The organism is Streptomyces sp. CBMA156 (genome assembly GCF_014596515.1).
Taxonomy (GTDB): Bacteria; Actinomycetota; Actinomycetes; order Streptomycetales; family Streptomycetaceae; genus Kitasatospora.
In genome coordinates this window covers 1-25,887 of sequence record NZ_MSJQ01000356.1, presented here as the reverse complement: position 1 = coordinate 25,887, position 25,887 = coordinate 1, and the positions used below count along the sequence as shown (strand labels likewise).

General features: G+C 73.2%; 25 protein-coding genes and 1 pseudogene. 15 read left to right on the top strand and 11 right to left on the bottom strand.

Annotated elements, in window-relative coordinates:
- Positions 1-117: 117 nt before the first annotated feature.
- Positions 118-1,755, bottom strand: coding sequence for an APC family permease (locus BU198_RS31145; RefSeq protein ID WP_188300199.1), 1,638 nt, complete (start codon positions 1,753-1,755; stop codon positions 118-120).
- A 260-nt stretch (positions 1,756-2,015) separates the two neighbouring features.
- On the opposite strand from BU198_RS31145, the gene BU198_RS43520 reads away from it, so the two are divergent.
- On the top strand, positions 2,016-3,605 hold the full coding sequence (locus tag BU198_RS43520; RefSeq protein WP_188300198.1) for a phosphonate degradation HD-domain oxygenase: 1,590 nt from the start codon (positions 2,016-2,018) through the stop codon (positions 3,603-3,605).
- A gap of 79 nt (positions 3,606-3,684) precedes the next feature.
- Here BU198_RS43520 and BU198_RS31135 read toward each other — a convergent pair whose 3' ends face one another.
- Positions 3,685-4,419 (bottom strand): GntR family transcriptional regulator, encoded by a 735-nt coding sequence (locus BU198_RS31135; protein ID WP_188300203.1) that lies wholly within the window; start codon positions 4,417-4,419, stop codon positions 3,685-3,687.
- Between the two features lie 436 nt (positions 4,420-4,855).
- On the opposite strand from BU198_RS31135, the gene BU198_RS31130 reads away from it, so the two are divergent.
- From BU198_RS31130 to BU198_RS31105, 6 genes are read left to right on the top strand one after another with little or no spacing between them, the layout of a single operon-like run.
- Complete coding sequence (locus tag BU198_RS31130) at positions 4,856-6,025, top strand: ABC transporter substrate-binding protein (protein ID WP_188300197.1); 1,170 nt, start codon at positions 4,856-4,858, stop codon at positions 6,023-6,025.
- Positions 6,026-6,068: 43 nt separating this feature from the next.
- Complete coding sequence (locus BU198_RS31125; protein ID WP_188300196.1) at positions 6,069-7,052, top strand: ABC transporter permease; 984 nt, start codon at positions 6,069-6,071, stop codon at positions 7,050-7,052.
- Positions 7,040-7,885 (top strand): ABC transporter permease, encoded by an 846-nt coding sequence (locus BU198_RS31120; RefSeq protein WP_188300195.1) that lies wholly within the window; start codon positions 7,040-7,042, stop codon positions 7,883-7,885. The genes BU198_RS31125 and BU198_RS31120 overlap by 13 nt, the downstream gene beginning before the upstream one ends.
- Positions 7,886-7,907: 22 nt before the next feature.
- Positions 7,908-8,993 (top strand): ABC transporter ATP-binding protein, encoded by a 1,086-nt coding sequence (locus BU198_RS31115; RefSeq protein ID WP_188300194.1) that lies wholly within the window; start codon positions 7,908-7,910, stop codon positions 8,991-8,993.
- A 60-nt stretch (positions 8,994-9,053) separates the two neighbouring features.
- On the top strand, positions 9,054-9,752 hold the full coding sequence (locus BU198_RS31110) for an HAD family hydrolase (RefSeq protein ID WP_223245197.1): 699 nt from the start codon (positions 9,054-9,056) through the stop codon (positions 9,750-9,752).
- Position 9,753: 1 nt separating this feature from the next.
- On the top strand, positions 9,754-10,074 hold the full coding sequence (locus tag BU198_RS31105; RefSeq protein WP_188300193.1) for a DMT family transporter: 321 nt from the start codon (positions 9,754-9,756) through the stop codon (positions 10,072-10,074).
- A 148-nt stretch (positions 10,075-10,222) separates the two neighbouring features.
- On the opposite strand, the gene BU198_RS31100 is transcribed toward BU198_RS31105, so the two are convergent.
- Both BU198_RS31100 and BU198_RS31095 read right to left on the bottom strand, forming a co-directional pair.
- A complete protein-coding gene (locus BU198_RS31100) occupies positions 10,223-11,179 on the bottom strand; it encodes a formylglycine-generating enzyme family protein (RefSeq protein WP_411293251.1) in 957 nt (318 codons plus the stop codon).
- Positions 11,180-11,261: 82 nt separating this feature from the next.
- Positions 11,262-12,686, bottom strand: a complete 1,425-nt coding sequence (locus BU198_RS31095) for a sulfatase (RefSeq protein ID WP_317620396.1) — start codon at positions 12,684-12,686, stop codon at positions 11,262-11,264.
- Positions 12,687-13,324: 638 nt separating this feature from the next.
- On the opposite strand from BU198_RS31095, the gene BU198_RS31090 reads away from it, so the two are divergent.
- The 5 genes from BU198_RS31090 (at position 13,325) to BU198_RS31070 (ending at position 16,892) form a co-directional block, all read left to right on the top strand.
- Complete coding sequence (locus BU198_RS31090) at positions 13,325-13,816, top strand: hypothetical protein (protein WP_188300191.1); 492 nt, start codon at positions 13,325-13,327, stop codon at positions 13,814-13,816.
- Between the two features lie 170 nt (positions 13,817-13,986).
- Entirely contained in the window at positions 13,987-14,283 is a 297-nt protein-coding gene (locus BU198_RS31085; protein WP_188300190.1) for a hypothetical protein, read from the top strand.
- Positions 14,280-15,602 (top strand): putative T7SS-secreted protein, encoded by a 1,323-nt coding sequence (locus BU198_RS31080; RefSeq protein WP_188300189.1) that lies wholly within the window; start codon positions 14,280-14,282, stop codon positions 15,600-15,602. Before BU198_RS31085 ends, BU198_RS31080 begins: the two co-directional genes overlap by 4 nt.
- Positions 15,595-16,266: a hypothetical protein gene (locus BU198_RS31075; RefSeq protein WP_188300188.1), complete on the top strand. Its 672-nt coding sequence runs from the start codon at positions 15,595-15,597 to the stop codon at positions 16,264-16,266. Before BU198_RS31080 ends, BU198_RS31075 begins: the two co-directional genes overlap by 8 nt.
- Positions 16,263-16,892, top strand: coding sequence for a hypothetical protein (locus BU198_RS31070; RefSeq protein WP_188300187.1), 630 nt, complete (start codon positions 16,263-16,265; stop codon positions 16,890-16,892). The genes BU198_RS31075 and BU198_RS31070 overlap by 4 nt, the downstream gene beginning before the upstream one ends.
- A gap of 105 nt (positions 16,893-16,997) precedes the next feature.
- Here the strand turns inward: BU198_RS31070 and BU198_RS31065 are convergent, their stop codons facing one another.
- The 5 genes from BU198_RS31065 to BU198_RS31045 all read right to left on the bottom strand — a co-directional run bounded on the left by BU198_RS31065 (position 16,998) and on the right by BU198_RS31045 (position 21,001).
- Positions 16,998-17,672, bottom strand: coding sequence for a phosphonatase-like hydrolase (locus tag BU198_RS31065; RefSeq protein ID WP_317620395.1), 675 nt, complete (start codon positions 17,670-17,672; stop codon positions 16,998-17,000).
- Between the two features lie 11 nt (positions 17,673-17,683).
- Positions 17,684-18,805 (bottom strand): TIGR03364 family FAD-dependent oxidoreductase, encoded by a 1,122-nt coding sequence (locus BU198_RS31060; protein WP_188300186.1) that lies wholly within the window; start codon positions 18,803-18,805, stop codon positions 17,684-17,686.
- Positions 18,806-18,967: 162 nt separating this feature from the next.
- On the bottom strand, positions 18,968-19,483 hold the full coding sequence (locus tag BU198_RS31055; protein WP_188300185.1) for a pyridoxamine 5'-phosphate oxidase family protein: 516 nt from the start codon (positions 19,481-19,483) through the stop codon (positions 18,968-18,970).
- Positions 19,484-19,664: 181 nt separating this feature from the next.
- Positions 19,665-20,333 (bottom strand): phosphatase PAP2 family protein, encoded by a 669-nt coding sequence (locus BU198_RS31050; protein ID WP_188300184.1) that lies wholly within the window; start codon positions 20,331-20,333, stop codon positions 19,665-19,667.
- Entirely contained in the window at positions 20,333-21,001 is a 669-nt protein-coding gene (locus BU198_RS31045; protein ID WP_188300183.1) for a DedA family protein, read from the bottom strand. Before BU198_RS31045 ends, BU198_RS31050 begins: the two co-directional genes overlap by 1 nt.
- 114 nt (positions 21,002-21,115) lie before the next feature.
- Here BU198_RS31045 and BU198_RS42795 point away from each other — a divergent pair, with 114 nt between their 5' ends.
- The 3 genes and pseudogenes from BU198_RS42795 (at position 21,116) to BU198_RS31035 (ending at position 24,610) form a co-directional block, all read left to right on the top strand.
- The gene (locus BU198_RS42795; RefSeq protein ID WP_223245196.1) at positions 21,116-21,547 is read left to right on the top strand and encodes a BlaI/MecI/CopY family transcriptional regulator; all 432 of its coding nucleotides are present in this window, start codon (positions 21,116-21,118) and stop codon (positions 21,545-21,547) included.
- A gap of 98 nt (positions 21,548-21,645) precedes the next feature.
- Positions 21,646-22,485: pseudogene (locus BU198_RS42790) on the top strand (PLP-dependent aminotransferase family protein); the annotation flags it as partial.
- A 718-nt stretch (positions 22,486-23,203) separates the two neighbouring features.
- Positions 23,204-24,610, top strand: a complete 1,407-nt coding sequence (locus tag BU198_RS31035; protein ID WP_188300181.1) for a family 2B encapsulin nanocompartment shell protein — start codon at positions 23,204-23,206, stop codon at positions 24,608-24,610.
- Positions 24,611-25,324: 714 nt separating this feature from the next.
- On the opposite strand, the gene BU198_RS31030 is transcribed toward BU198_RS31035, so the two are convergent.
- Together BU198_RS31030 and BU198_RS42785 are read right to left on the bottom strand one after the other, a co-directional pair.
- A complete protein-coding gene (locus BU198_RS31030; protein ID WP_188300180.1) occupies positions 25,325-25,501 on the bottom strand; it encodes a hypothetical protein in 177 nt (58 codons plus the stop codon).
- Between the two features lie 83 nt (positions 25,502-25,584).
- Positions 25,585-25,887, bottom strand: a 303-nt coding sequence (locus tag BU198_RS42785; protein WP_223245202.1) for a hypothetical protein, incomplete at its 5' end; no start/stop codon positions are given.

Sequence of the window (25,887 nt, the reverse complement as noted above, 5' to 3'; positions counted from 1 at the left end):
CCGCCCTGGCCGCCGCCGAGGCCGCCTGGAGCGCGGCCGTCGCGGCCTGAGCGCCCCGCCCGCACACGGCGGCGGCCTCCGCAGGACGTCCTGCGGGGGCCGCCGCCGTACCCGGACTCAGTGCCCGTTGACGTCCACCACCTCGACGCCCCGGATGTTCCGCTCGATCTCCTCCGCCGGCAGCGCGATCGCCAGCGCCCAGTAGTAGACGACCAGCGAGAACACCACCACGACGGCGATGTCCCACCACAGCGGCAGGTTCCCCCGCGCGCCCACCCCGAAGGTGCCCTGCCAGGAGATCAGGCCCATGCCGACCAGGTAGACCGGCAGCCACTGCCCGGCCCTGAAGTCCATCCGGGGCGCGTTCGGCACCCCCTTCGAGCGCGCGTACCAGGAGTACCCGCCGAGCAGCAGGTAGCCGGTCACGATCGCCAGGCCCAGCCGCCACAGAGTGTCCCAGCCGGACCAGTAGATGACCAGGCCGGCCACCACGAAGGCCAGCGGCGAGACCACCGCGCCGCCGGGCAGGTGGTACGAGCGCTCCATCCCCGGCAGCCGCTTGCGCAGCACCCCGAAGGCCAGCGGCGCGCCCGCGTACATCAGCACCACCGCCGAGGTGATGAACCCGACCAGCCGCTGCCAGCTCGGGAAGGGCAGGAAGCAGATCACCCCGGCCGCCCAGGCGATGAGCAGGCCGAGCCAGGGCACCGCGCGCTTGTCGGTGGACTGCAGGGCCGGCGGCGCGTAGCCGTTGCGGCTCAGGCCGTAGGTGACCCGGGAGCTGGAGGTGATGTAGACCAGCCCGGTGCCGGCCGGTGAGATCACCGCGTCGACGAACAGCACGGTGGCCAGCCAGCCGAGGCCGATCAGGGTCGCGAGGCCGGCGAACGGCCCGCTGATCCCCGGGTAGTCGAGGGTGCTCCAGCCCTGGGCGAAGGTCTCCGGCGGCAGCGCGCCGATGAACACCACCTGGAGCATCACGTAGACGATGGTGCCGACCACGACCGAGCCGAGCACCGCGCGCGGGATGTCCCGGCGCGGGTTGCGGCTCTCCCCGGCCCACTGGATGGCCTGCTCGAAGCCGAGCAGCGCGAAGATCACCCCGCTGCTGCTGATCGCCGTGAGCACGCCCTTGGCGCCGTCCGGCGCGAAGCCGTGCACGTCGAAGTTGGAGGCGTGGAACTCGGTGAGGCCGAGTGCGAAGATCGTCAGCACCGGGATGGCGACCTTCCACACGGTGGCCGCGCTGTTGGTGTGCGCGAGCAGCCGGACGCCGAGGAAGTTGACCGCGACGAACACCCCGAGCAGGAGGGCCGCGACCACGAAGCCGAGCCCGGTGAGGGTCAGGTCGTCGTGCAGCAGGCCGCGCGCCCAGGTCCAGTGCCGGGCGTAGTTGATCATCGCCTGCACCTCGATCGGCGCGATGGTCGCGGCCTGGAGCCAGGTGAACCAGCCGAAGGACATCCCGGCGAACCCGCCGAAGGCGTAGTGCGGGTAGCGCGCCGTGCCGCCGGCCACCGGGAACAGCCCGCCCAGCTCGGCGTGCACCAGCGCCAGCAGGATGATCGCCACCGCGCCGATGCCCCAGGACAGCAGCGCCGCCGGCCCGGCCGCCACCACCGCCTTCTGCGCCCCGAACAGCCAGCCGGAGCCGATGATCGCCCCGACCGAGGCCCAGAGCAGTCCGACGACGCCGACTTCGCGCCGCAGCCCGGTGCGCCCCGAGGCCGGCGGATCGGAGGAGGAGTGGGCCATGGCCGATCACCTCTCGAAGCAGGAGGAATTCCTCCGACAGTGCCGCAGCCCCACCGCCTCCCCGCCCCGGGACACCCCGCACCCCGCTCCCCCTCACTCGAACAGCCCGTCGGGTGCGACCTCCCGGCACAGTTCCCGCAGCGTTCACCTGCCCGGCACGCGGAACTCACCGGGGGCAGGCAGGCTCCAGACCACGGAGTGAAGTTGGCTATACAACTTCAGCCGATACGACACCCGTAGTCCTGCCGAGGAGGAGACCGATGACCGAGCTGCCGCCGTACTGGCTGCGCGACAACTGCCCGTGCGCCGAGTGCCGGGACCCGCGCAACGGACAGAAGCTGTTCCAGATCGGCGACCTGCCGCAGGGGCTCGCGATCGCGACGAGCACCGAGGCCGACGGGCACCTGGAGGTGCTCTGGTCGGACGGGCACCGCTCCCGCTACCCGCTGGAGTGGCTCGACGAGGCGGACGGGGGCGACGGGCGCACCGAGCGGGACAAGCGGCTCTGGACGGCCGCGGACTTCGCGCCCGGCATCCCGGAGGCCCGCTGGGAGGCCTACCTGACCGACCCGGCCGAGCAGGCCGCCGTGCTGGCCGCGGTACGGAGCGACGGCTTCGCGGTGCTGCGCGGAGTACCGGTGCTGGAGCGGCAGGTGCTGCGGGTGGCGGAGAGCTTCGGGTACGTCCGGGTCACCAACTACGGGGAGCTGTTCGACGTCCGGGTCGAGCCGGACCCGAACAACCTGGCCTTCACCAGCGCCGCCATCGCCCCGCACAGCGACAACCCGTACCGGGACCCGGTGCCGACGCTCCAGTTGCTGCACTGCCTGGAGAACTCGGCGACCGGCGGCGACTCCGGCCTGGTGGACGGGTTCAAGGCGGCGGCCCTGCTGCGCGAGGAGGCGCCGGACGACTTCGGGACGCTCACCCGCACGCCCGTCCCGTTCGTGTTCCGCGACCACCGCACCGAACTGCGCGCCGACCGCCCGCTGATCGACGTGGGCGCCGACGGGAGGATCCGCGAGGTCAGGTTCAACAACCGGTCGATCGGCACCCTGCGGGGCGAGGGCCTGGACGCCTTCTACACCGCCTACCGCCGCTTCGCCGCGATCACCCTGCGCCCCGAGCTCCAGCTCACCTTCCGGCTCGCCCCCGGCGACTGCCTGATCTTCGACAACACCCGTCTGCTGCACGCCCGTACGGCCTTCCAGCAGGACGGCCACCGCCATCTCCAGGGCTGCTACGCCGACGTGGACGGACTGAACAGCACCCTCGCCGTGCTGCGCCGCCGCGCCGCCGCGCTGGACGCGATCGCCGCCCTGTTCGCGGGCGAGGGCGCCGGGGAGTACCTGGGCGAGGAGGTCACCATGGCCGAGCACATGCTCCAGGCCGCCGCTGCCGCGGAGGCCGCGGGGGCGCCGGACCACCTGGTCGCCGCCGCACTGCTGCACGACATCGGGCACTTCTTCGACGCGCACGGCCAGGAGTCGCAGCACGGACAGGATTTGATGAAGGGTCAGGACAACCGGCACAGCGACTCGGGGGCCGACTGGCTGGCCCGCTGGTTCGACCCCGAGGTCACCGAGCCGGTCCGGCTGCACGTGGCCGCCAAGCGCTACCTGTGCGCGGTCGAGCCCGGATACCGGGAGAAGCTCTCCACCGCCTCCGAGTACACGCTGAACGTCCAGGGCGGCCCGATGGACGAGCGCCAGGCCGCCGCCTTCGCCGAACTCCCGGGCGCCCGGGACGCGGTGGCGGTGCGGCGCTGGGACGAGCAGGCGAAGGCGGCCGGCGCGCCGGTGCCGGGCTTCGCGCACTACCGCCCGCTGCTCGCCGCGCTCATGCGGTAGCGGGGCAGGGCGGGCGGGTCGGGCGGGGCAGGCGGGTCGGGCAGGGCGGGCCGGCCCGCCCGTCCGGTCGGGCCCGGGCTCAGTCCAGCTCCCGCGCGTGCCGCGAAAGCGCCGAGGTGGCCAGGGAGTTGTGCACGCTGAACGCCACCGTCCCCGGCAGGTAGCGGTCCTGGGACCACTCCACCGGCGTGCCCGTCGGGTCGGTGGTGCGGCGCCGCTCGCGCAGCAGCGGACCGCCCCGGCGGCAGCCGAGCAGCCGGGCGTCCTCGGCGTTGGCCGCGACGACGTCGATGGTGTGGTCGGCGTCGGTGAACAGGATGCCGTGCTCGCGCAGCACCTCGGTGTGCGAGACCACGTCCGGCGGCAGCTCGGCGACGATCTCGCCGACCCTCGGCGGGTAGACGGTGCGCTCGACCATCACCGGCGCGCCGGACAGCGTCCGCAGCCGGACGATGACGTACACCTCGGCGCCCGGCTCCAGGCGCAGTTGCTCGCGCTCGGCGGCGTCGGCGGGGCGGCGCACCAGGGAGTCCAGGATGCCGCCGGGCTCCTCGCCCATCGAGTACGCCCAGTGCGTGAAGCTGAGCAGTTCGGAGAAGCTCTGCACCCGGGCGCCGCCGAGCACCACCCGGCGGGTGCCGCGGCGGGAGGTGACCAGCCCGTCGGAGCGCAGCACCGCGAGCGCCTGGCGGACGGTGCCGCGGGAGACGCCGTACTGCTCGGCCAGCGCGCCCTCGGCGGGCAGCCGGCCGGCCTCGCCGAACGCGCCGGTGGTGATCGCCTCCCGCAGGTCGGCGGCCACCTTCCGGTACAGCGCGCCGGGGCGCTCGGCCGGGCGTTCCCCGGTGGCCGGGTGGTCTCCGGCCGCCGGGCGCCCCTCGGCCTCGGGGCGCTGGGGCTCAGTTGCCACGTCAGTCAAGTTCCCTCCTGGGGCGGTGTCCTGCGCAGCCGTACCGGCGCGGACAGCCCGACCTTATCCCGCTGCGCCTTCGAAGCATCGCACCGAACGGATCACGCTCCGATGGCCTGATTCCACCGTTCCCGCAGCCGACCCCGGTTCCGGGCCGTCCGTTCACCTTCCCGTCACCGGGCTCCGGCGTACTTACTGCTGTCAGCAAAGTTGGCTAGTCAACTCGGACGACGTCGAACGGCCGCTCACCCCGGCAGGACCACCGTCTTCGCGAGACGCCAGCCCGCGGACCATCCCGCGAACGCCCCTCGCAGTACGCCCCCCAACAGGAGACTTCCCCGTGACCGTGCACCGCGCCCGCGCCGCCGCCTTCGCGGCCGTACTGACCGCCGCCGCGCTCTCCCTCACCGCCTGCGGCTCCGCCGGTTCGAGCGCCAAGTCCGGCGACGCCGCCAAGGACGGCGGCAAGGACGCCAAGACGGCCGTCTCCGCCGCCGACTTCGGCGGCATGGACGGCCTGGTCGCCGCCGCCAAGAAGGAGGGCAAGCTGCACGTCATCACGCTGCCCCGGGACTGGGCGAACTACGGCAAGATCATCGACAGCTTCAAGGCCAAGTACGGCATCGAGGTCGAGGAGGAGAACCCGGACGGCTCCAGCCAGGACGAGATCAACGCGATCAACTCCCGCAAGGGCCAGGACCGCGCCCCCGACGTGGTCGACCTGGGCAGCGCCTTCGCCCTCCAGGCGGTCAAGGACGGCATCCTCGCCCCCTACAAGGTGGCCACCTTCGACAAGGTGCCGGACACCATGAAGGACGCGAACGGCGCCGCCGTCAACGACTACGGCGGCTACGTCTCGATCGGCTGCGACGCCAAGAAGATCGCCAACTGCCCGAAGACCTTCGCCGACCTCCTCAAGCCGGAGTACAAGGGCCAGGTCGCCCTCAACGGCAACCCGACCAAGTCCGGCTCCGCCTTCGGCGGCGTCTACGCGGCCGCGCTCGCCAACGGCGGTTCGCTGGACAACATCCAGCCCGGCATCGACTTCTTCGGCAAGCTGAAGCAGTCCGGCAACTTCAACCCGGTCGAGTCGACCCCGGCCACCGTCGAGAAGGGCGAGACCCCGATCTCGATCGACTGGTCCTACCTGAACGCCGGCTACACCGACGAGTTCAAGGAGAAGGGCGTCGACTGGAAGGTCTCCATCCCCACCGACGGCTCCTACGCCCAGTTCTACAACCAGGGCATCAACAAGTGGGCCCCGCACCCGGCGGCCGCCCGCCTGTGGCAGGAGTACCTGTTCAGCACCGAGGGCCAGAACCTCTTCCTCGGCGGCTACGCCACTCCGTCCACCTTCGAGGCCCTGAAGAAGGACGGCACCCTGGACACCGCCGGCGCCGCGAAGCTGCCGACCGTCGAGAAGCCGTTCACCACCTTCCCCACCGTGGACCAGATCAACGCGGCCAAGAAGGTCGTCACCGAGAACTGGACCAAGGCCATCGCGGGCTGACCACCCCGCCACGCACCGAACCTCGGGCTGAGAAAAGGCACTCATGACCACGGCTCCCACCCCGGTGCCGACCACCCCCGCCGCCACCTCCCCCGGTGGCGGCGCGGGGGCGTCCGCCACCGCCACGACCTCCCCCATCAGCACCACCACCGCTCCCGCCCCGCGCCGACGGCGGTTCGCCCGCCTCGGCGGCGCGTCCTGGCTGGCCGCCGTGCCGCTGCTGCTGTTCTTCCTGATCGGCTTCGGACTTCCGACCGTCGCCATCGTGATCGGCGCCTTCACCACCTCCAGCGACGCGGAGACCGGCGCCGGGCAGTTCACCCTCGACAACCTGGCGGACTCCGTCCAGGGCGGCTACCTGACCGCCATGCTGAGCAGCCTCAAGCTCTCCGCGCTGACCGCGCTGCTCGCCACCGCGCTCGGACTTCCGCTCGCCCAGGCCGTCGTCACCTCCCGGCACGGCTGGCTGCGCCAGGCGGTGCTCACCGCCTCCGGCGTGCTCGCCAACTTCGGCGGCCTGCCGCTCGCCTTCGCGTTCGTCGCCACCCTCGGCAACGCCGGCGAGATCACCAAGCTGCTGCACCTCACCGACCACGGCTGGTCGCTGTACTCGTTCACCGGTCTGACGATCGTGTACCTGTACTTCCTCATCCCGCTGATGGTGCTCACCATCACCCCGGCCCTGGACGGTCTGCGGACCCAGTGGCGCGAGGCGGCCCAGAACAACCGCGCCACCACCGTCCAGTACTGGCGGCACGTCGCCCTGCCGATCCTGCTGCCCTCCCTGCTCGGCGGCTTCGTGCTGCTGTTCGGCAGCGCCTTCGCCGCCTACGCGACGGCCGCCGCCATGGTCGGCGCGACCGTCCCGCTGGTCAGCCGCTCGATCGCGGACGCGCTCTCCGGCAACGTGCTGGTCGGCCAGGGCAACCTCGCCCTCGCCCTCAGCCTCAACATGATCGTCGTGGCCGTCCTGGTGATGGCCGTGTACCTCCCCCTCCAGCGCCGGAGCGCCCGATGGCTCAGCTGACCACCCCCGCCCGTCCCGGCCGCCGCACCGTGCGCTGGTGGCGCGGTGCCGTGCTGCTGCTCGCCGGTGTCTACTTCGTCGTCCCGCTCGCGGCCTCCTTCTGGTTCTCCATCGACGACCCCCAGGGCATCTCCTTCGCGGCCTACACCGGGCTGCTCTCCGCCCCCGGCTTCCTGGACAGCCTCTGGCTGACCCTCGGCCTCGCCCTCGTCACCGTCGTGGTGCTGCTGCTCCTGCTCGTCCCGGCGCTGATCGCCGTCCGGCTCGGCTCGCCGAAGCTGCGCCCGGTCATCGACGTGCTCTGCACCCTGCCGCTGGTCGTCCCGCCGGTCGCCCTGACCGCCGGCCTGATCGGCGTGCTCAAGTGGGGCCCGGACTACCTGATGGACACCCCGTTCTTCCAGACCTTCGTGTTCATCCAGGACCCCGACTTCCCGCTGGTGCTGGTCATCGCCTACGTGCTGATGGCCCTGCCGCTCGCCTACCGCGCCCTGGACGCCGGCCTGCGCTCGATCGACGTGCGCACCCTGGTCGAGGCCGCCCGCAACTGCGGCGCGAGCTGGCCGCGCGCGGTGTTCACCGTCGTCCTGCCCAACCTGCGCGGCGCCCTGCTGAACGCCTCCTTCCTCACCCTGGCCCTGGTGCTCGGCGAGTTCACCGCCGCCTCGATCCTCGGCTTCCAGCCCTTCCCGGTCTGGATCTACTCGGTCGGCAACAGCCAGGCCCACATGTCGGTCGCGGTCTCCATCCTGAGCCTGCTGCTCACCTGGCTGCTGCTGCTCCTGCTGGCCACCGCCGGGCGCGAGCGCCGCACCAAGACCGCCACCTCCTGAACCCCACCCGGAGTCACCCATCATGACCACGGCCACCGCCATCGCCACCGGCGTCCCGCTCTCCCCCGGCAGCGCCACCGTCGAGTTCCGCTCCCTGCGCCGCGCGTTCGGCACCACCACCGCCCTCGACGGCCTGGACCTGACCGTCCGGCCGGGCGAACTGCTCGCCCTGCTCGGCCCGTCCGGCTGCGGCAAGACCACCGCGCTGCGCATCCTGGCCGGCTTCGAGCAGCACGACTCCGGCGAGGTGCTGGTCGACGGCCGGGACATCACCGCGATCCCGGCGCACAAGCGCGACGCCGGCATGGTCTTCCAGTCCTACAGCCTCTTCCCGCACCTGACCGCGCTGGACAACGTCGCCTTCGGGCTGCGGATGCGCGGCGCCGGCAAGGCCGAGCGCCGCAAGCGGGCCCAGGAGCTGCTGGAGCTGGTCGGCCTGCCGCAGCGCGCCGAGCACTACCCGCACCAGATGTCCGGCGGCCAGCAGCAGCGCATCGCGCTCGCCCGCGCGCTGGCCCTCCAGCCGCGCGTCCTGCTGCTGGACGAGCCGCTGTCCGCGCTGGACGCCAAGGTCCGCCTCCAGCTGCGCGAGGAGATCCGCCGCCTCCAGCAGGAGCTGGGCATCACCACCCTGTTCGTCACCCACGACCAGGAGGAGGCACTGTCGATGGCCGACCGGGTCGCGGTGCTGCGCGCCGGCCGGCTGGAGCAGTGCGCCACCCCGTCCGAGCTGTACGGCCGGCCGGCCACCGCCTTCGTCGCCGAGTTCGTCGGCACCATGAGCCGCATCCCGTGCACCCGCACCCCGGACGGCGTCGAGGTGCTCGGCCGCCGCCACGCGGTGGACGGCGAGGTCCCGGCCGACGGCGAACTCCAGGTGCTGGTCCGCCCGGAGAACGCCATCCTGGCCCCGGACGAGGACGGCCCCGCGATCGTCGTCACCGCCTCCTTCCTGGGCGCCGTCACCCGGCTCACCGTGCGCCTGGCGGACGGCACCGAGGTCAAGGCCGACCTGCCCACCGAGGCCGCCGCCACGCTGCCGGCCGGCGCGCGGGCCGCGCTCACCCTGCCGGACCGCCCGGTACTGGTGGACCGCCGCGCGGCCTGAGAGCCTCGTACCTCCCCGCTCCGCCCGTGGAAGCGCCGAAGAACCACCGAAGGTACCGCCATGCCTGACACCGCCATGCCCGCATCCCCCGCCCGGCCCGCCGCCGTCCTGTTCGACATGGACGGCACCCTGGTCGACACCGAGCAGCTGTGGTGGCAGACCGCCGCCGAGCTCGCCGAGGAGCTGAACCGCCCGCTCACCGACCAGGACGCCCCCGAGGTGCTCGGCCAGGCCGTCGAACACACCGCCGCCCATCTGCACAGGGTCAGCGGCACCAGCCTCGGCGAGGCCGAACTCGCCGCCCGGCTGGGCGAGTCCTTCGCCGGCAAGGTCGCCGCCGAGACGGTGCCGCGCCCCGGCGCGCTCGCCCTGCTGGCCTCGCTGCGCGACGCCCGGGTGCCCACCGCACTGGTCTCCGCCTCCCCGCGCCGGGTGGTGGACCTGGTGCTGTCCGCCATCGGCCGGGACTGGTTCGCCGTCACCCTGGCCGCCGAGGACACCGCGCGCACCAAGCCCGCCCCCGACCCGTACCTGGCCGCCGCCGAGCGGCTCGGCCTGGACCCGGCCGTCTGCCTCGCCGTCGAGGACACCCCGACCGGGGTCGCCTCCGCCACCGCGGCCGGCTGCGCCGTGCTCGCCGTGCCGTCCACCCCGGTGCCGATGCCCGAGGGCGAGCGGATCACCCTGCTCGCCAGCCTGGAGCAGGCCGACCTCGCCCTGCTCGGGAAGCTCGCCGCCGCCGGCGCGGTTCGACCCTGACATGCCCTATCTGCTGCTCACCCTCGCCATCGTCAGCGAGGTCTGCGCCACCAGCTGCCTCAAGCTCACCGAGGGGTTCTCCCGGCTCTGGCCGAGCCTCGGCGTCGGCCTCGGCTACGCGCTCTCCTTCCTGCTGCTCGGCCGCGCGCTCAAGCACATACCGGTCTCGGTGGCGTACGCGGTCTGGTCCGGGGCCGGCACCGCGGCGGTCGCCGGGATCGGCGTGGTCGCCTTCGGCGAGTCGCTCGGGCGGCTCCAGTGGCTGGGGATCGCGCTGGTGATCGTCGGGGTGGTCGTGCTCAACCTCAGGAGCGGCCACTGACCCGGTCGGCTGCACGGGGCATCCCACTGACGCTCCGCGGCGGGGCCGGCCCGGGAACGGGCCCGCCACCTGGACAACCGGTACGCCCTCCAGCAGGCGATCGCCAACGCCCTCGGCGAGCCCGTCGCCCCGCGGGAGTGAGCGCCCGTCAGTCGGCCGCCACCCGGAATCCGATGTTGCCGGCCGAGCTGTCCGGGGTGTTGGAGCTGCGCGCCGCCACCCGGTAGCGGTTGCAGTAGGACGCGTGGCACAGGTGGGAGCCGCCCCGCATCACCCGCGCCACGCCGCCCGGCGGGCCGAGGGGGTCGCGGCGCGGGGCGCCGGCGTGGCGGTGGTGGTCGGGGCTGAACCAGTCGGCGCACCATTCCCACACGTTGCCGACGGTGTTGTACAGCCCGAAGCCGTTGGGGCGGAAGGCGGTCACCGGGGCCGTGGCCCGGTGACCGTCGGCGGCCGTGTTCAGCGCGGGGAAGACTCCCTGCCAGGTGTTGCACCGGTGCCGCCCGCCCGGGGTGAGGTCGTCGCCCCACGGGTAGCGGGCCTGCTCCAGGCCGCCCCTGGCCGCGTACTCCCACTCGGCCTCGGTGGGCAGCCGGGTGCCGGACCAGGCGCAGTACGCCCGCGCGTCACTCCAGGAGACGTGGACGACGGGGTGGTTCTGGCGGGTGGTGACCGTGGAGCCCGGCCCCTCCGGTGCCCGCCAGGTGGCCCCCGGGACCGCCCGCCACCACGGCACCTCGGCCACCGCCTCCGCGGTGGCCGCGAGTTGTGGCGACAGGAAGCCTTCGAAAACGTACGAGAAGCCGAACGCCTCGGCCCCGGTGCGGTAGCCGGTGTCCTTGACGAAGGTCGCGAAGGCGGCGTTGGTCACCGCGGCCGGCGCGATCCGGAACGGGCTCAACTCGACGGCGCGGACCGGCCCTTCGCCGTCGGCCGGGTAGCCGTCGCGGTCGTCCGTGCCCATCAGGAAGCGTCCGCCCGGCAGTTCGGTCAGCTGCCGCGCCACCCGGGCCCCCCGCGGTGCGGCGGGCAGCAGTGCGACGGGCGCGACGGGCCGCTCCGTTCCTCGTCCTGGAGTGCAGCAGCCGTCGGGGGTGGTCGGCACAGGGTTTCCTCCGGAAGGTCCCGGGCCCGGGGGCGGGGGCGGCCGTGTGCCACCGCCCCCGGGCCGTCGGTCGGCGGGTCGGTCAGGCCGCCCGGTCGGCGGCCAGCTGCGCCGCCAGTGCCGGGATGTCGAGCGCCTGCTCCTCCTGCGGCGTGGCCTGGTGGAGCAGGTTGGTCAGCTGGTACGGGTCGGCCGAAAGGTCGTAGTACTCGCGGAACTTCACCTCGCCCGTCCCGGACACCGCGCCGTCGGCGTCGGTGTGCAGCGCGTAGTACTCGGTGTACTGCCGGCCCTTGGCCACGTACGAGGACCAGGTGGGCGGGCCGCCCGCCGCCGTGCCCTGCTTCCACCACTCCACCAGCAGGTGGTCCCGGCTGTGGGCGGTGAGCAGCGAGTGGCCGTCCTGCGGGGTGTCGGGCGTGATCCCGGCGGCGGCGAGGATGGTCGGGGCGACGTCGATGTTGGCGACGATCCGGTCGTCGACCGTGCCCGCGCCGAGCCCGCCGGCCGGCCAGGACAGGTAGAACGGCACCTCGTGGGCCGGGGAGTAAGGCACGGACTTCTTGAGCCAGCCGTGGTCGGCCCAGGTGTAGCCGTTGTCGCCGAGGTAGACGACGAGGGTGTTGTCGAGCTGGCCGAGCGCGGCCAGCTTGTCGTGGACCGCCTGTACCGCGTCGTCGACGGAGAGCAGGGTGCGCAGTTGGCGGGTGCGCACCGCTTGGGCGTCGGCCAGGGTGGCAGTGGCGTTCCGGATGTAGGCGGGCTTGTCGCTGCGGTCGCCTTCGGGCACCGAGGGCCGCCCGTTCCACGGCGGGACGACGGTGTCCGCGTACCGGGCGGCGGGGACGTTGGGTTCGTGCGAGGCGTACGGGGTGACGTAGGCGAACCAGGGGCGGGGGTCGGTGGCGGCCTTGTCGAGGAACGCCAGGGTGCGGTTCCTGATGATGTCGGTGGTGTAGCCGGTGAGGGTCTGCACGGTGCCGTTGATGTTCCAGTCGGCGTTGTCGTACCCGGGCTTGAGCAGCGCCCACTCCTCGAAGTGCGGCGGATTGTCCGCGAGCGTCCAGGAGTTGAGGTACTTGCCGAAGAGCCCGGTGCGGTAGCCGGCCTGCCGCAGGTAGCGCTGGACGGTGGTGTGCTGGTCCAGGCTGTGCGAGGCGCCGTTGTTGCGCACGCCGTGGTTGTGGGCGTGGCGGCCGGAGAACACCGAGGACCGCGAGGGCGCGCAGAGCGGCGTGGTGACATGGCCGTTGGTGAAGCGGACGCCGTGCCCGGTGAGCCAGGCGGCAGTCTGCGGGGTGGCCCACTCGGTGTGCTTGGGCTGGTCGTCGGTGACGATCAGCAGGATGTTGGGCCGGGCGGCGCCGGCCGCCGCGGCCGGGCTCGCGGCCGCCTGAAGCACCGTCGGGGTGGCGGCGGCGGCCGCCACGGCCGCGGCGCCGGCGAGGAAACCGCGTCGCCCGACCCCGGGCGAACCATTCGTCCTCGAATCACTGATCTCTTCCACTGAATTCCCTCCATGCTTTTCCGTGATTCCATCCGCGGCCGTTCGGGAAAATCCCGCCGACCGCACCGGAATCATTCACGGGGAAGCGGCCCACCGGCCCGCAGAACGTCCACGCCCGCACCCCGGACAGCATTCACGGGCATGGCGACTGACCGGGGATCCGTTGTGAAGGAACCGGGGAACCTCATCGACCTGCACGAACAGTGCGGGTGCGAGCCACCCCGAGAAGGTCCGACGCGCCGCGGCCGGCCCCCGTCCACCCGACCGGGGACCGCCGTCGGCTCACGCCGGAGCGGCCGTACAGAGGGCGCTCGCGAGCCGTCCGAAATCGACGTGGCGGCGAGCAGCCAGGAACTCTCCAGCTGCCATGGGTGCGACTTTAGGAGTTACCGGCGAACACTGGCAATACCTGGGCGCTTTTGTTTCCGCGCCGTTTCGGATATCCGGCCGCAGGTTGCCCCGGTCGACGAACCGGACTCGCGTCCTGCGGGACACGGCCGCCCCGGCCGGCTGTCGCCGACCGTCCCGAGCCGATCGCCCGGCTCCGGCCGATCGCCCCAACTCGCCGGTGGTGAAAGGAAGTCGGCGGCGCCGACCTCCCGGTCGTGCCGCCCGTGGCCTTCGCTACCGTGTCCCCCATGACGGACCCCCGGCCCCATCACTACCGCTTCGTCCACCGCGAGCTCGCCCGCCAGGTGCTGGAGTTCGGCCCGCGCGTGGCCACCCCGACCCCGGACGGCGGCAGCCTGCTGCCCGTCGTCACCCAGATCTGGGACGACCTGGGCGCCACCCTGCCGCCCGGGGACCGCCTGTCCGGCCACGGCCTCGACTGCCGCCACCTGTCGGTCGACGGCCACCACATGCTGCTGGTCACCCTGCCCGCCCCGGCCGGCGCCACCGAGGCCCACTTCGTAGCCGCCGTACACCCCAAGGGCGCCAAGGCCGTCCGCTACGTGACCCTGGAACACGCGCTCAGCCCCTTCGACGGCAGCCCCGGCACCGTCCTCGGCGAGTGGACCACCGGGAACCACCTCAACCACGGGCCGGGGCCCTCCCCCGTCGCCGAACTGTTCGTCGCGGCCGTGGTGCAGCTCGTCACCCCCAAGAAGCGTGGCTTCTGGCGCCGTTGAGGTCCACTCGTACGTGTTGCACCCGGAGCCGGGCCGCCGGCGTCAAGACCGCGTCGACGGCCCGTGAAGGTCCCGCGAACATCCGCCCCCGGCCCCGGCGGCACTGATCACCGGCGTCCCGGCCGGGGCTATGCTCGCCCGGTCCGACAATCGACGCATCGGGGGCGAAAGTGGCCGACTTCAAGGTCAGTACCGAATTCCTCGCCAAGTTGGCCCAGGACCTCAAGGGTTGTGGTGACGAACTCGAACAGGGGCTCAAGGCGTTCGAGGCCGCCGGCCACACCGGGACCGGCTTCGACTTCCTGGACGAGGCCTGCGGGCACTTCAGGGACACGTGGCAGTTCGGCCTGAAGAAGGTCCGCGAGTGCGTCACGGTCCTGGACGAGGGCCTGGAGCAGGTGCGGCAGAACTACGACGGCACCGAGCAGAGCATCGTCAAGGTCCTGGCCCCGGCGGGACGGTCGTGAGCGCCCCGACACCGCCGGCACCCGACTTCTCCGGCCTCGGCTTCGACCCCACGCCCGGCGACTCCGCCGCCGTCACCGCGCTCAGCAACGGCCTGCGCCGGGTGGGCCAGCACCTGACCGGCGTGCACACCACGCTCGCCCAGCTCTCCGCCGACCAGGGCGAGTGGACGGGCGACGCGGCCAAGCAGTTCGCCACCCGGTTCGGCAAGCTGCCCGGCTACCTCCAGGACGCCTCCGACTCGATCACCGCCGCCTACACGGCGCTCGACGTCTGGTACAAGGCGCTCACCGAACACCAGCCCAAGGCCGCCGAGTTGGCCGCCTCCGCGGTCGCCGCGAAGAAGCGGAAGGACGAGGCGGACCGCGCCCACAGCACCGCGGCCGCCGCCCCCGACCTCCAGCTGGCCGGCCGCTCCTACCCCGACGACGCGAGCCTCGCCGCCGCCGAGCAGCGCTACACCACGGCGAAGGGCCACCTGGACTCGGCCGCCGACCTGCTCACCAGCGCCACCGACGAGCTGGCCGGCCTGCGGAAGCAGGCCCACGAGCTCGCCGGGACCCACAAGTCCGACGCCCACAAGACGGCCGAGGCCGTCCGCAAGGCCGCCGACAGCAAGGCCCCGCCGGAGCCCGGCTGGCTCAGCAAGGTCGGCGACTGGTTCGGCAAGCACGGCGGGGACCTGCTGACGGTGGCCTCCGGCATCTGCGGTGTCGCGGCCATCTTCTGCCCGGCGTTCGCGCTGCCGGCGATCCTGCTGAGCGTCGGCGCCGCGGGCTGGCACGCGAAGCAGTACGGCATCAAGGGGCTGCTGCCGACCAGCATGGCGAACCTCGGCAACGACCTCACCCTGGCCGGCGACCTCCTCGGGGCGCTCCCCGGAGGAGCCCTCGTCAAGGGCGGGGTCACCGCGTTCAGGGGTGCCCGCGCCGCCGAAGGCGGGGTCAAGGCCGTGAGCGCCACGGCCAAGGAGGTCCGCACCGCCGCCAGGGCGATCGACCCGGCCAACCCGGTCTTCACCACCGCGATCGAGAAGCCCGCCATGAAGCTCGGGCTCTCCAAGGCCGCCGCGATGAACGTCTCCGACGGCGTGCAGGGGGCGAGCGGCCTCGCGCTGACGGCCCCCACCGCCGCCGGCCTCTTCACCGACAACCCGAGCCCGGGGCTGACCGCCGGGGTGAACTACACCACGGGCGGCGGAACCGCGCTCAACGGTGCCGGCGGCGCCATCGGCGGCAGCGGCAAGGGCCGGATCCTGCCCGCGCTGCTCGGCGGCGGCAGCGCGATCGTCACCGGCGTCTGGGGAGTGGGACATGACTGACACGACCGCCCCGTCGCTCTGGCTCTCCCTGCCCGAGGGGTTCACCGGCATCGACCTGGCCGAGGACCCGGGCGACCGGATGAGCCGGATCGTGGACGGACTCGACGCGCTCACCGACGCCGGTCCGGAGCAGAAGCTCGGCATCGCCGTCTCCGCCGAGCTCGCCCTCCAGGCGCAGCTGCGCGAGGGCGCGGTCCAAGTCTCCACCTGCCTGGTGGAAACCGAGGAGGGCGGGATCGTCCAGGGCATGTTCAGCCTGTTCCTGCGCGAGCAGGAGCAGGGCGCCCCCGGCAGCTACCCCCAGCGCGTCGCCGCCGAGCTCTCGGCCGCGTGGCCGGACGCCGACGTCGACGTCCTCGACTTCCCGCTCGGCCGGGCCGCCGTGACCGTCCGCGACCTGGCCGTGCCCGTGTCCGGGACGGCCTACGGCCTGCCGGGATCGGGCATCGCGACCGTCCGCCAGCTGGAGGCCCTGTTCGCGCACCCGTGGAGCCCCCACGTGCTCGCCGTCGTCTTCACCACCCAGCACCTGGATCACTGGGACGACTGGTCGGTCCTGGTGGGCGCCGCCATCGGCGGGATCTCCTTCTACCCACCGCTCGACGAGACGCGCAACGCCCTGCCGCCCGAGCGGCAGGACAACATCCGGAAGGCCTTCGGATGACCACCCCCCGGTCCGACGAGGGCACCCGGAGCGGGCTCCGCCGGCTCGGCGGGGCCCTGGCCCTCATCGCCGTCTCCACCGCGGTGCTCGTCGGCGTCATCGCGCTGGACGTCCACGTCAACGGGTTCCTCGCCGGCGTGGTGGGGCTGGTCTACCCCCTGATCGTGCTGTACGCGTTCGCCGTGCGTCCCGACACCGGCGGCAACCCCCGGTTCCGGAAGAACGCGGTCGCCTGGGGTCTGGGCGTCTCCGCCGTCGGCTTCGTCGCCTACCTGGCGGGCACCGAGGCCTGGGCGAACCTGATCCTGGGCTCGGGGCGGACGGTGCAGGCCGTGGTCGTCGGCGAGGAGGTCACCAATGTGCTGCACGACTCGGGGCGGGTGTACACCCTGGCCTCGGCGGGGTCGGCCGACGCGGTGCCCGGCGGCCCCCTCGCGGAGGACTCCCGACGGTTCGGGCGCGGTGACGTCGTCACCGTCCGGATGGATCCGGCCGGGCGGGTCGCCCCCAAGCTGCCCGGTGAGGCCGACTCCCCCGCCGCCCTGCTGCTGTTCCTCGGCTGCAACGTCCTGATCGACGGCACGGTGCTCTGGTCCGTCCGCAGGACCGGGCCGTCGCCCGCCTGAGCCCGCCGGCCGGCTGCCAGCCGCCGTCAGCCGCCGACCGCCGACCGCCGACCGCCGCGGAACGGGCGGGCGTCCCACGACGCCCGCCCGGTGCGGGGTGCCCGATCAGCCCAGCAGGGCGGGCAGTTCGGCGATCGAGCCGAGCACGTGGGTGGCGCCGTCGGCCCGCAGCCTGGCCTCCTCGTGGGCGCCGGTGAGGACGCCGGCGACGATCGAGGCGCCGGCCCTGGTGCCGGTCAGCATGTCGTAGCCGGTGTCCCCGGCCACCGCGATCTGCCGGACCGAGTCGGTGCCGGTGCGCAGCAGCGCGGCGAGCACCATGTCGGGGTACGGGCGGCCGCGGCCGGCCTCGGCGGGGCAGAGGGTGAGGTCGGCGACGGACTGCCAGCCGAGGGCGTCCAGGATGCGGTCCTGGGTGGCCCGGGAGAAGCCGGTGGTGAGGACCACCTTGCGGCCCTGGCCGCGCAGTTCGGCGATGGCCTCGGCGGCGCCGGGCAGGGCGGCGCAGTGGCCGGCGCCGACCAGGTCGTCGTAGGCGGCCTCGAAGGCGGCGTTGGCCAGCCGGGCCTTCTCCTCCTCGCCGAACAGGTGCCGGAAGACGGAGATCTTGGACTCGCCCATGGTGGCCCGGACGTGGGCCAGCATCGGGTCGAACTCCGGGCTGCCGGCCTCGACGCCGAGCTTCGCGGCGGCCGCGGTGAAGGCCTGCTCGACCAGGCCGTCGTCGGCCACGGTGGTGCCGGCCATGTCGAGCACGACCAGACGGATGTCGGTAGTCACAGCAACGTTCCTTACAGGTTGGCGAGTTCGGCGGTGGTCTCGGCGATGGCGGGCGAGCAGGTCATGCCGCGGCCGCCCGGCCCGGTGACCAGCCAGACGCCGTCGCGCACGCGCTCGCGGTGGACGACGCGGGTGGAGTCGACGCACTGCGCGTACACCCCGGCCCAGCGGCGGCGGATCCTCGGCATCGGGCGGCCGAGCAGCTCCTCGACGACGCCCACCAGGTGGTCGTACGGGTCCTCGACCACGTCGAAGCCGAAGGGCTGGTCGTACTCGTGGGTGTCGCCGATGGTCAGTCCGCCGTCGCGGCGCTGGACCATCAGCAGCTGCATCCTGTGCTCGGCGGCGACCGGCGGCTGCGGCTGGGTCTCGCGCAGCCGGTCCAGGGCGGTGCCGGCGAAGGCGGGGTAGTAGCGGAAGCTGTCGCCGTCGGCGACGGAGGTGGTGAGGGTCTCGCCGAGCGGGTCGGTCTGCATCATCTGGAGCCGGACCCGGCGGACCGGCAGGGCGGGGGCGAGTTCGCGGACCAGGCCGCCGAGCCAGGCGCCGGTGCAGAGGACCACCAGGTCACCGGTGTGGACGTCGCCGTGGTCGTCGCGGACGGCGTTCTCGCCGACGACCTCGCGCACCTCGCGTCCTGGCAGGAAGGTGTACCGGCCGGTGGACTCCAGGTACCCGCGCAGCGCGGGCTGGGCGGTGCGCGGCTCGACGGCGGCGTCGCGCTCGCACCACAGGGCGCCGAGCAGCTTGCCGCGCAGGGCCGGGTTGGCGGCGCGGGTCTCCTCGGGGTCGAGCAGCCGGTAGCCGCGGGCGGCGGCGTCGGGCAGGGCCAGGGCCTGCTCGGCGACGGCGAGTTCGGCCTCGGTGCGGATCGCGGTGAGCGATCCGTTGGCCCGGAAGCCGAGGTCGGGGACGCGGGCGCCGATGGACTCCCACAGTTCGCGGGCACGCAGCGCGGTGTCGAGTTCCTCGCCCTGCGCCCGGCCGCTGACCCAGACCAGGCCGAAGTTGCGCACCGAGGCGCCGCGCGCCTCGGTCTCGCGCTCCAGGTGGACGACCTCGTGGCCGCGTTCGACTGCCTGCCAGGCGTGCATGGTGCCCAGCACGCCCGCTCCTACGACGATGACTCTCATGCGGCCAGGCTGATGCGGCCAGGTGTCCGAGGGGCGTCGGGATGCCGTCCCGCAGATGAATCGCCTGAAAAGTTGTACAGACAACCCACTCAGCCATCACGGCCGGCCGGTCTCAGCCGAACGGAAGCGGCCTAACAGGAACGGCCGGCTACGAGCGGCCGGTCACGAGCGGACCACCCGCGCCCGCAGGTAGTTGCGCCGCCCGAAGTTCGGCTCGTCCACCGCCGTCAGCTCCTCCACCTGGAAGCGGTAGAGCGCCGCCGCCCCGCCCCCGGTGAGGAACTGCCGCCTGGTCTCCTCGTCCTGCGCGAAGGCCGGGTACCGGCCCCGGTACGCCGCCAGCGCCGCCTCGGCCTGCCGCCCCCAGGCCTCGCCCGCGCCGCCGGTCAGCTGGAGGCCGCGCAACTGCTCACCGAAGACCGGCGGCGGCAGGAAGACCGTGGCGGCGGCCCTGGCCTCCTCGGCCAGGTGGTGGCTGTGCCGGGTGGAGCGCTCGCTGACGAAGTAGAGGACGAGGTCGTCGTCGTAGGCGAAGAAGGCCAGGTTGGCGTGCGGCCCGTGTTCGTGGCCCGCGGTGGCGAGGGTGAGCACCATGGCCTCCGCCAGCAGCCCCTCGACCCCCTTGTTCAGCAGGTCGCCCGGCCAGTCCCCCTGCGTGATGTCGAGTCGGTACGGCATTCGGCACTCCCTCCGCTGGCACGCCCGGCGCCCGCGCGCCCGAGCACGACTGAGCCGGGCGGGCGCCCCCCTCGGGAGGCTCCACGCCCGGCTCACATGCTCCACCCGCCGTCCGAAACCGGACAAGGGCCGGGCGGACTACGGAATGGCGACGACTTCGGGACCGCGGCCGCGGCCCGGCTCAGTGCCGCTGCACCCCGTACACCGAGTGACCGTGCCCGACCAGCGGCACTTCCCCGGGACCGAGCAGCGGCCGCAGCGCACCCGCCCGCATCCGGTCCACCAACGGCCCGCAGCGCCCGGCGAGCGGCGCCAGCACCACCGCGACCAGCAGCCCGACCAGCGCGCCCACCGCCACGTCGTGCGGGTAGTGCACGCCGACCCAGACCCGGGAGGCGGCCATCAGCACGGCGAAGAGGCCGGCCACCCAGCCGAGCCGGCGGTCGACGAACCAGAGCGAGGCCGCGGCGGCGAAGGCGATCACCGAGTGGTTGCTCGGGAAGGACCAGTCCCCGGCGCCGGGACAGGTCTCCAGCGCGACGCTGCCGGGGATCTGGGCGCACGGCCTGAGTTCCTCGACCGCGCTCTTGAGCACCGAGTTGAGGCCGTACGCGACGACCACGATCACCGGCGAGGCCAGCACCCTGGCCATCACCGCCGAGTCCGCGCCGCGCGCCCGCCACCAGGCGTAGAGCATGAAGACCGCGAACAGTCCGAGGCCCAGCGCGGACCAGACCTTGATCAGCTCGTCCAGCCAGTGCGGCGCCGACTGCGCCCACTCGTTGACCCGGGTGTACAGGCCGCCGTCGATACCGCTGCCGTCGTACACGGCGAGCGCCCTGGAGGGCATCAAGCGTCACCTCCGTGACGTCGCGCCTTACGGGCGCGGAACAGTTCGAGAACAATGGGGAACACGGAGACAACTACTACCAGACCAATGATCGGCAGCAGGTACTGGTCGATACCGGGGACGGACGAACCAAGCGCGTACCCGGCGAGCACCACGCCGACCGTCCAGAGCGTGCCTCCGGCCACCTGCCAGAGGGTGAACGAGCGGACCGGCACTTCCAGTACGCCGCAGAGCGGATTCAGCACCGTACGGACCACCGGGATGAACCGGGCGAGCACGATCGCCTTGCCGTGGCCGTACCTGGTCAGCAGCTCCTCGGCCCGCGCCACGCCGTCCAGCAGGCTCCTGCGCCTGCTGCGCCGCAGCAGCGCCCGGCCGCCGCGCCGGCCGATCAGGTAGCCGACCTGGGCCCCGCCGAGCGCGCCCACCAGGGCGGCGGGGAGCACCTGCCACAGCTCCAGCCGCGGGCCGCCGGTGGCGCCGGGCACGCAGAGCAGCCCGGCGGTGAACAGCAGCGAGTCGCCGGGCAGGAAGAAGCCCACCAGCAGACCGGTCTCGGCGAACAGCACCACGGCGATGCCGAGCGCGCCGAACGCGGCGAGCAGTGAGGACGCGTCCAGCGGGTTCACCGCGAGGTGAACGGCCGGATCGACGGGGAACTGGAGCAAGGCCGGCGAACCTCCCGTACGTTGGAGGGCGGCCCGCACGGGAACCACCCCGACCGTCTACATTGACGTAGACGGTCTACATGACTGTAGACGAAACCTGGAGGAAGCGCCGCCATGCCCGACGTACCGTCCGCCCGCCGGCCCGCCGGGGAGCTGGAGGCCGAGGTCCTGGCCGCCCTCTGGTCGGCCCGGCAGCCGATGACGCCGCAGGACGTCCAGGCCGCGCTCGGCGGGGACCTCGCCCGCACCACCATCGCGACGATCCTGGCCCGGCTCTTCGACAAGGGGACGGTCGAGCGCACCCGGGCCGGCCGCGCCTACGCCTACACCCCGACCGTCCAGGACACCGCCGGCCTCGCCGCCCGCCGGATGCACACCGAGCTCGGCCGCGAGGCCGACCGCTCCACCGTGCTGGCCCGCTTCGTCTCCGACCTCTCCACCGAGGACGAGCAGCTGCTGCGCGAACTGCTCGGCGACAGCAACCCGGAGGCGGACGCGCCGGGCACGCCGGGTGCGGGCATTCCGGGGGGAGCGACCGGCCGATGATGCTCGCCGTCTGGGTCCCGCTGCTGCTGCCCTTCCTGGCCGTCCCCCTGGCCCGCCGACTCGCCGATGCGCTGCCGCCGCGGGCCGCCGCCTGGACGCTGGCCGGCAGCGCCGCCGTCCTGGCGGGCGGCACCCTCTGCTCGCTCGGGCTGCTGGCCGCCGCCGGCGTCGCCACCGTGCCGCTGCCGATCGACGAACGGGGTGCCCGGACGGGAGAGTTGGCGCGGCACCGGGACGTCAGGACGGCCCTGCTCACCCCCGCTCACCAGTTCCCGACCGGCGGTCCGCTGCACCCGGGCCGCCGCGCCGCCGTGGTCGACTGGGCGCGCGGACGCGGCGGGCTGGTCCTGGAGGACGACTACGACGGGGAGTTCCGCTACGACCGCCAGCCGGTCGGCGCCCTCCAGGGGCTCGACCCCGAGCGGGTGGTCTACCTCGGCAGCACCAGCAAGAGCCTGAGCCCCGCGCTGCGGCTCGGCTGGATGGTGCTGCCGGACCACCTGGTGGACCGGGTGCTCGCCGCCAAGGGCGAACGCGAGGGCTGGGCCAGCGCCCTGGACCAGCTCACGCTCGCCGAGTTCATCGACTCCGGCGGCTACGACCGGCACGTGCGCCGGATGCGCCGCCAGTACCGGGACCGCCGCGACCGGCTGGTGGCCGCGCTCGCCGCCCGCGCCCCGCACGTCGAGGTGTCCGGCATCGCGGCCGGACTGCACGCGGTGCTGCGCCTGGAGCCGGGCACCGAGCGCTCGGTGCTCAAGGCCGCCGCGTACCGGGGCCTGGCCGTCGAGGGGCTCGCCGACTACCGGCACCCGGCGATCGGCGAGGAGCTGATGCCCGCCGCCGACGGGCTGGTGGTCGGCTACGCCACCCCGCCGGACCACGCCTACCAGGCGGCGCTCGCCGCGCTCTGCGACATCCTGCCGCCGTGCGGCTGAAGGCTGCGCGGGCGGCGAGCGCGGCGGGGGAGGCGCGGGAGGGCGGCGAAGGATAGGCCTCCGGGCGCGCCCGCGCGGCCGGAACGCGACCACCGGGTGCCCGGTGTCCGCAGGCCGCTCCAGCGTCGGTACGGACCGGGGCCGAGGAGGGTGATCCCCGGGGGAGCGGCGCCTACGCTCCTCGGGGCGGCGAGGCCGACGACGTCCGTGCCCCCGATCCCCCGTCAGGTGCCGGCTTCCCCCGTGCCGGCACCTGACGGGCCCTTCGCGCGGCCGTGGCCGACCGCTCGGCCGCGGGCGGCACGGGCACCACGGGCGACACGGCCGGCACCGGCGCGAACCGCCGGGGCGTGTGCGCCGGGTTGACGCCGGGCGGCGGCTTCCCGGGCGCTCCGGCAGGGCCGTGGCCAGGGTGGGAGGCCTTGGGCAGCACGGGGATCGCAGTGGCGAACGATTGTTCCTCCAGTCCTCGGCGCGGTGGAAGCGGACTGGGCGAGATTCACCCTATCGGGGGGTAGTCGGCCTCCGTGCGGGCCCGGCGAGGCCTTGGTGATCTAGGGTTCCGGGTGGGTCGCCGGGAGACGGCGGCCGCTTCTTCGCTTGATTTCGCCAACGCCCCCACCAGTAATCGGATCTGATGATCCGTCACGGCATGCGCCAGGGCGGCCGGTGTGCCCCCGGGTGTGTGACCCGACCACAGGAATGGAGAGTCCTGCCGATGCCCGTGGACACGAGCCCGGAGACAGAGCAGGTCAAGCAGCAGAGCCTTGCGACGGCCGCTGCCCGGAACCTTGCCACCACGACCAAGTCCGCACCGCAGATGCAGGAGATCACCTCCCGCTGGCTGCTCAAGGTGCTTCCCTGGGTGCAGGCGGCCGGTGGCGCCTACCGCGTCAACCGCCGGCTCACCTACGCCGTCGGCAACGGCGTCGTGGAGTTCATCAAGACCGGCTCGCAGGTCCGGGTGATCCCGGCCGAGCTCGGTGAGCTGGCCCTGCTGCGCGGCTACGAGGAGGAGGACGTCCTCACCGCTCTGGCCGACCGCTGCCAGCAGCGGGACTTCGGCCCCGGTGAGGTGCTCGCCACCCAGGGCGAGGCCGCCGACCGGATCTTCCTGATCGCGCACGGCAAGATCAACAAGATCGGCACCGGCAAGTACGGCGACGACACCGTGGTCGGCGTGGCCGGCGACGGTGACCGGTTCGGCGAGGACGCGCTGCTGAACCCCGACGCCGTCTGGGAGTTCACGGCCAAGACCGCCACCGCCGGTGTCGCGCTGACGCTGACCCGGGCGGACTTCGCCGCCATCCGGGACAACGCGCCGAGCCTCCAGGAGCACCTCCAGGCCTTCCTCGCCCTGCCGCTCCAGGCGCAGAACGAGCGCGGCGAGGCCGAGATCGCCATGTCGGCCGGCCACCACGGCGAGTACGAGCTGCCCGGCGCCTTCGTGGACTACGAGCTCAAGCCGCGTGAGTACGAGCTGAGCGTCGCGCAGACCATCCTGAAGGTCCACACCCGCGTCGCGGACCTCTACAACCAGCCGATGAACCAGATCGAGCACCAGCTGCGGCTGACGATCGAGGCCCTGCGCGAGCGCCAGGAGCACGAGATCGTCAACAACCCGGAGTTCGGCCTGCTCAACAACGCCGACTTCGACCAGCGGATCCAGACCCAGTCCGGCCCGCCCACCCCGGACGACCTGGACGAGCTGCTCAACCGCCGCCGTGACCCCGACTACCTGCTCGCCCACCCGCGGACCATCGCCGCGATCGGCCGGGAACTCAACGCCCGCGGGCTGTACCCCGCCCATGTCGACCTCGGCGGGCAGCAGGTGCCGGCCTGGCGCGGGGTGCCGATCCTGCCGTGCAACAAGATCCCGATCACCAAGGAGAACACCAGCTCGATCCTCGTGATCCGTACCGGCGAGGACAACCAGGGCGTCATCGGCCTGCACCAGACCGGCATCCCGGACGAGTACCAGCCGTCGCTGTCGGTCCGCTTCATGGGCATCGACGAGAAGGCGATCATCTCCTACCTGGTCAGCGCCTACTACTCGACCGCCATCCTGGTGCCGGACGCGGTCGGTGTGCTGGAGAACGTGGAGATCGCGAACCGCCGCAGCTGAGCGCACGGAACAGCGGGCGCGGACCGTAACCGGCCGGCTCGAAGATCGTTTGACCTGATGACGGACGGCCCGCCCCCCGAAGGCGGGCCGTCCGCCTGATCGTTTCTGATCACTTCTGGTCGTGCCCGAAGGGGTTTCTGCCGGAAATGTGACCGCATTCGACGACCTTGCCCGTTCTGCCCATTCCCTCGCGGCCGGTCGGCCCGAGCCCGTTCCGTCCTCCCCGGACGATCCGAGAGGTGTGTGGAGCCCATGCCCCAGCTTCGGCAGATCCGCCGGATACCGCCCGACGGCGGCGGGGGCGCGCCCCCCGGGCGGCAGGCGCGGCTGATCGGCGCGGCGGCCGGCGTGGTGGCGATCTGCGCGCTGGTGACCGGCGCGACGGCCTCCGGTGCCGGGCATCCGGGCGGGCACCCGCACGGGCCGGTGGTGGACACCTGCGTGTGCAGCGAGACCGACGTGTCGATGTCGGTGCGGCCGGGCGGGCAGGTGACGGTCGGCGTGGACGTGGACGTCCAGGTCGGGGTCAGCGTCAGCCCGGGCGCCGGGCTGGGCCACCACAAGCCCAAGCCCCCGCACGGCCACCACCCCTGCCACACCCCCAAGGCCACCCCGACACCCTCCGCGCCCATCCCCACGCCTTCACGTCCGGCGCCCACCGCGTCCTTTCCCACGCCCTCGCGTCCGGCGCCCACCGCGTCCTTCCCCACCCCCTCACGTCCGGTGGGTCTGCGGAGCGAGTCCGGGAGGCCGAGCGAAGGGCACGACGAGGGGCCGGACGGCGACGGGTACGGCGGTGACGACCACGAGGGCGACGGGTACGGCGGTGACGACCACGAGGGCGACGGGTACGGCGGCCACGGCGGGCATCATCACCACCATCATCACCATCACCACCCGCACCCCTGTCCGAGTCCGAGTCCGAAGCCGACCCCCAGTCCGAAGCCGACCCCCAGTCCGACGCCGACTCCCAGTCACACGCCCAGCCCGACACCGACCCTCACCCCGACTCCGACGCCCACCCCGACGCCCACCCCCACCCTGACGCCGACTCCCACCCCCACACCGACACCCACCCCTACGCCGAGCCCAACACCTACTCCGACCCCGACCCCGACACCCACGGCGTCACCGACCCCGAGCCCGTCGCCGTCGCCGACCCCCACGCCGTCGCCGACCGCACCGTCGTCCAGTCCGACGCCGGCTCCCACCCCGTCTCCGGCCTCGCCCGCGCCTCCGGCGTCACCCGCACCCCCGGCACCGCCCGCGCCCGCACC

Bases quoted from the DNA above. Each gene is read 5' to 3' on its own strand.
- BU198_RS31075 (WP_188300188.1), top strand. From the start codon at position 15,595: ATGACTGACACGACCGCCCCGTCGCTCTGGCTCTCCCTGCCCGAGGGG.
- BU198_RS31120 (WP_188300195.1), top strand. From the start codon at position 7,040: ATGGCTCAGCTGACCACCCCCGCCCGTCCCGGCCGCCGCACCGTGCGC.
- BU198_RS31125 (WP_188300196.1), top strand. From the start codon at position 6,069: ATGACCACGGCTCCCACCCCGGTGCCGACCACCCCCGCCGCCACCTCC.
- BU198_RS31035 (WP_188300181.1), top strand. From the start codon at position 23,204: ATGCCCGTGGACACGAGCCCGGAGACAGAGCAGGTCAAGCAGCAGAGC.
- BU198_RS43520 (WP_188300198.1), top strand. From the start codon at position 2,016: ATGACCGAGCTGCCGCCGTACTGGCTGCGCGACAACTGCCCGTGCGCC.
- BU198_RS31055 (WP_188300185.1), bottom strand. From the start codon at position 19,483: ATGCCGTACCGACTCGACATCACGCAGGGGGACTGGCCGGGCGACCTG.
- BU198_RS31060 (WP_188300186.1), bottom strand. From the start codon at position 18,805: ATGAGAGTCATCGTCGTAGGAGCGGGCGTGCTGGGCACCATGCACGCC.
- BU198_RS31115 (WP_188300194.1), top strand. From the start codon at position 7,908: ATGACCACGGCCACCGCCATCGCCACCGGCGTCCCGCTCTCCCCCGGC.
- BU198_RS31030 (WP_188300180.1), bottom strand. From the start codon at position 25,501: ATGGTGATGATGGTGGTGATGATGCCCGCCGTGGCCGCCGTACCCGTC.
- BU198_RS31110 (WP_223245197.1), top strand. From the start codon at position 9,054: ATGCCTGACACCGCCATGCCCGCATCCCCCGCCCGGCCCGCCGCCGTC.
- BU198_RS31145 (WP_188300199.1), bottom strand. From the start codon at position 1,755: ATGGCCCACTCCTCCTCCGATCCGCCGGCCTCGGGGCGCACCGGGCTG.
- BU198_RS31090 (WP_188300191.1), top strand. From the start codon at position 13,325: ATGACGGACCCCCGGCCCCATCACTACCGCTTCGTCCACCGCGAGCTC.
- BU198_RS31050 (WP_188300184.1), bottom strand. From the start codon at position 20,333: ATGCCCTCCAGGGCGCTCGCCGTGTACGACGGCAGCGGTATCGACGGC.
- BU198_RS31105 (WP_188300193.1), top strand. From the start codon at position 9,754: ATGCCCTATCTGCTGCTCACCCTCGCCATCGTCAGCGAGGTCTGCGCC.
- BU198_RS31070 (WP_188300187.1), top strand. From the start codon at position 16,263: ATGACCACCCCCCGGTCCGACGAGGGCACCCGGAGCGGGCTCCGCCGG.
- BU198_RS42795 (WP_223245196.1), top strand. From the start codon at position 21,116: ATGCCCGACGTACCGTCCGCCCGCCGGCCCGCCGGGGAGCTGGAGGCC.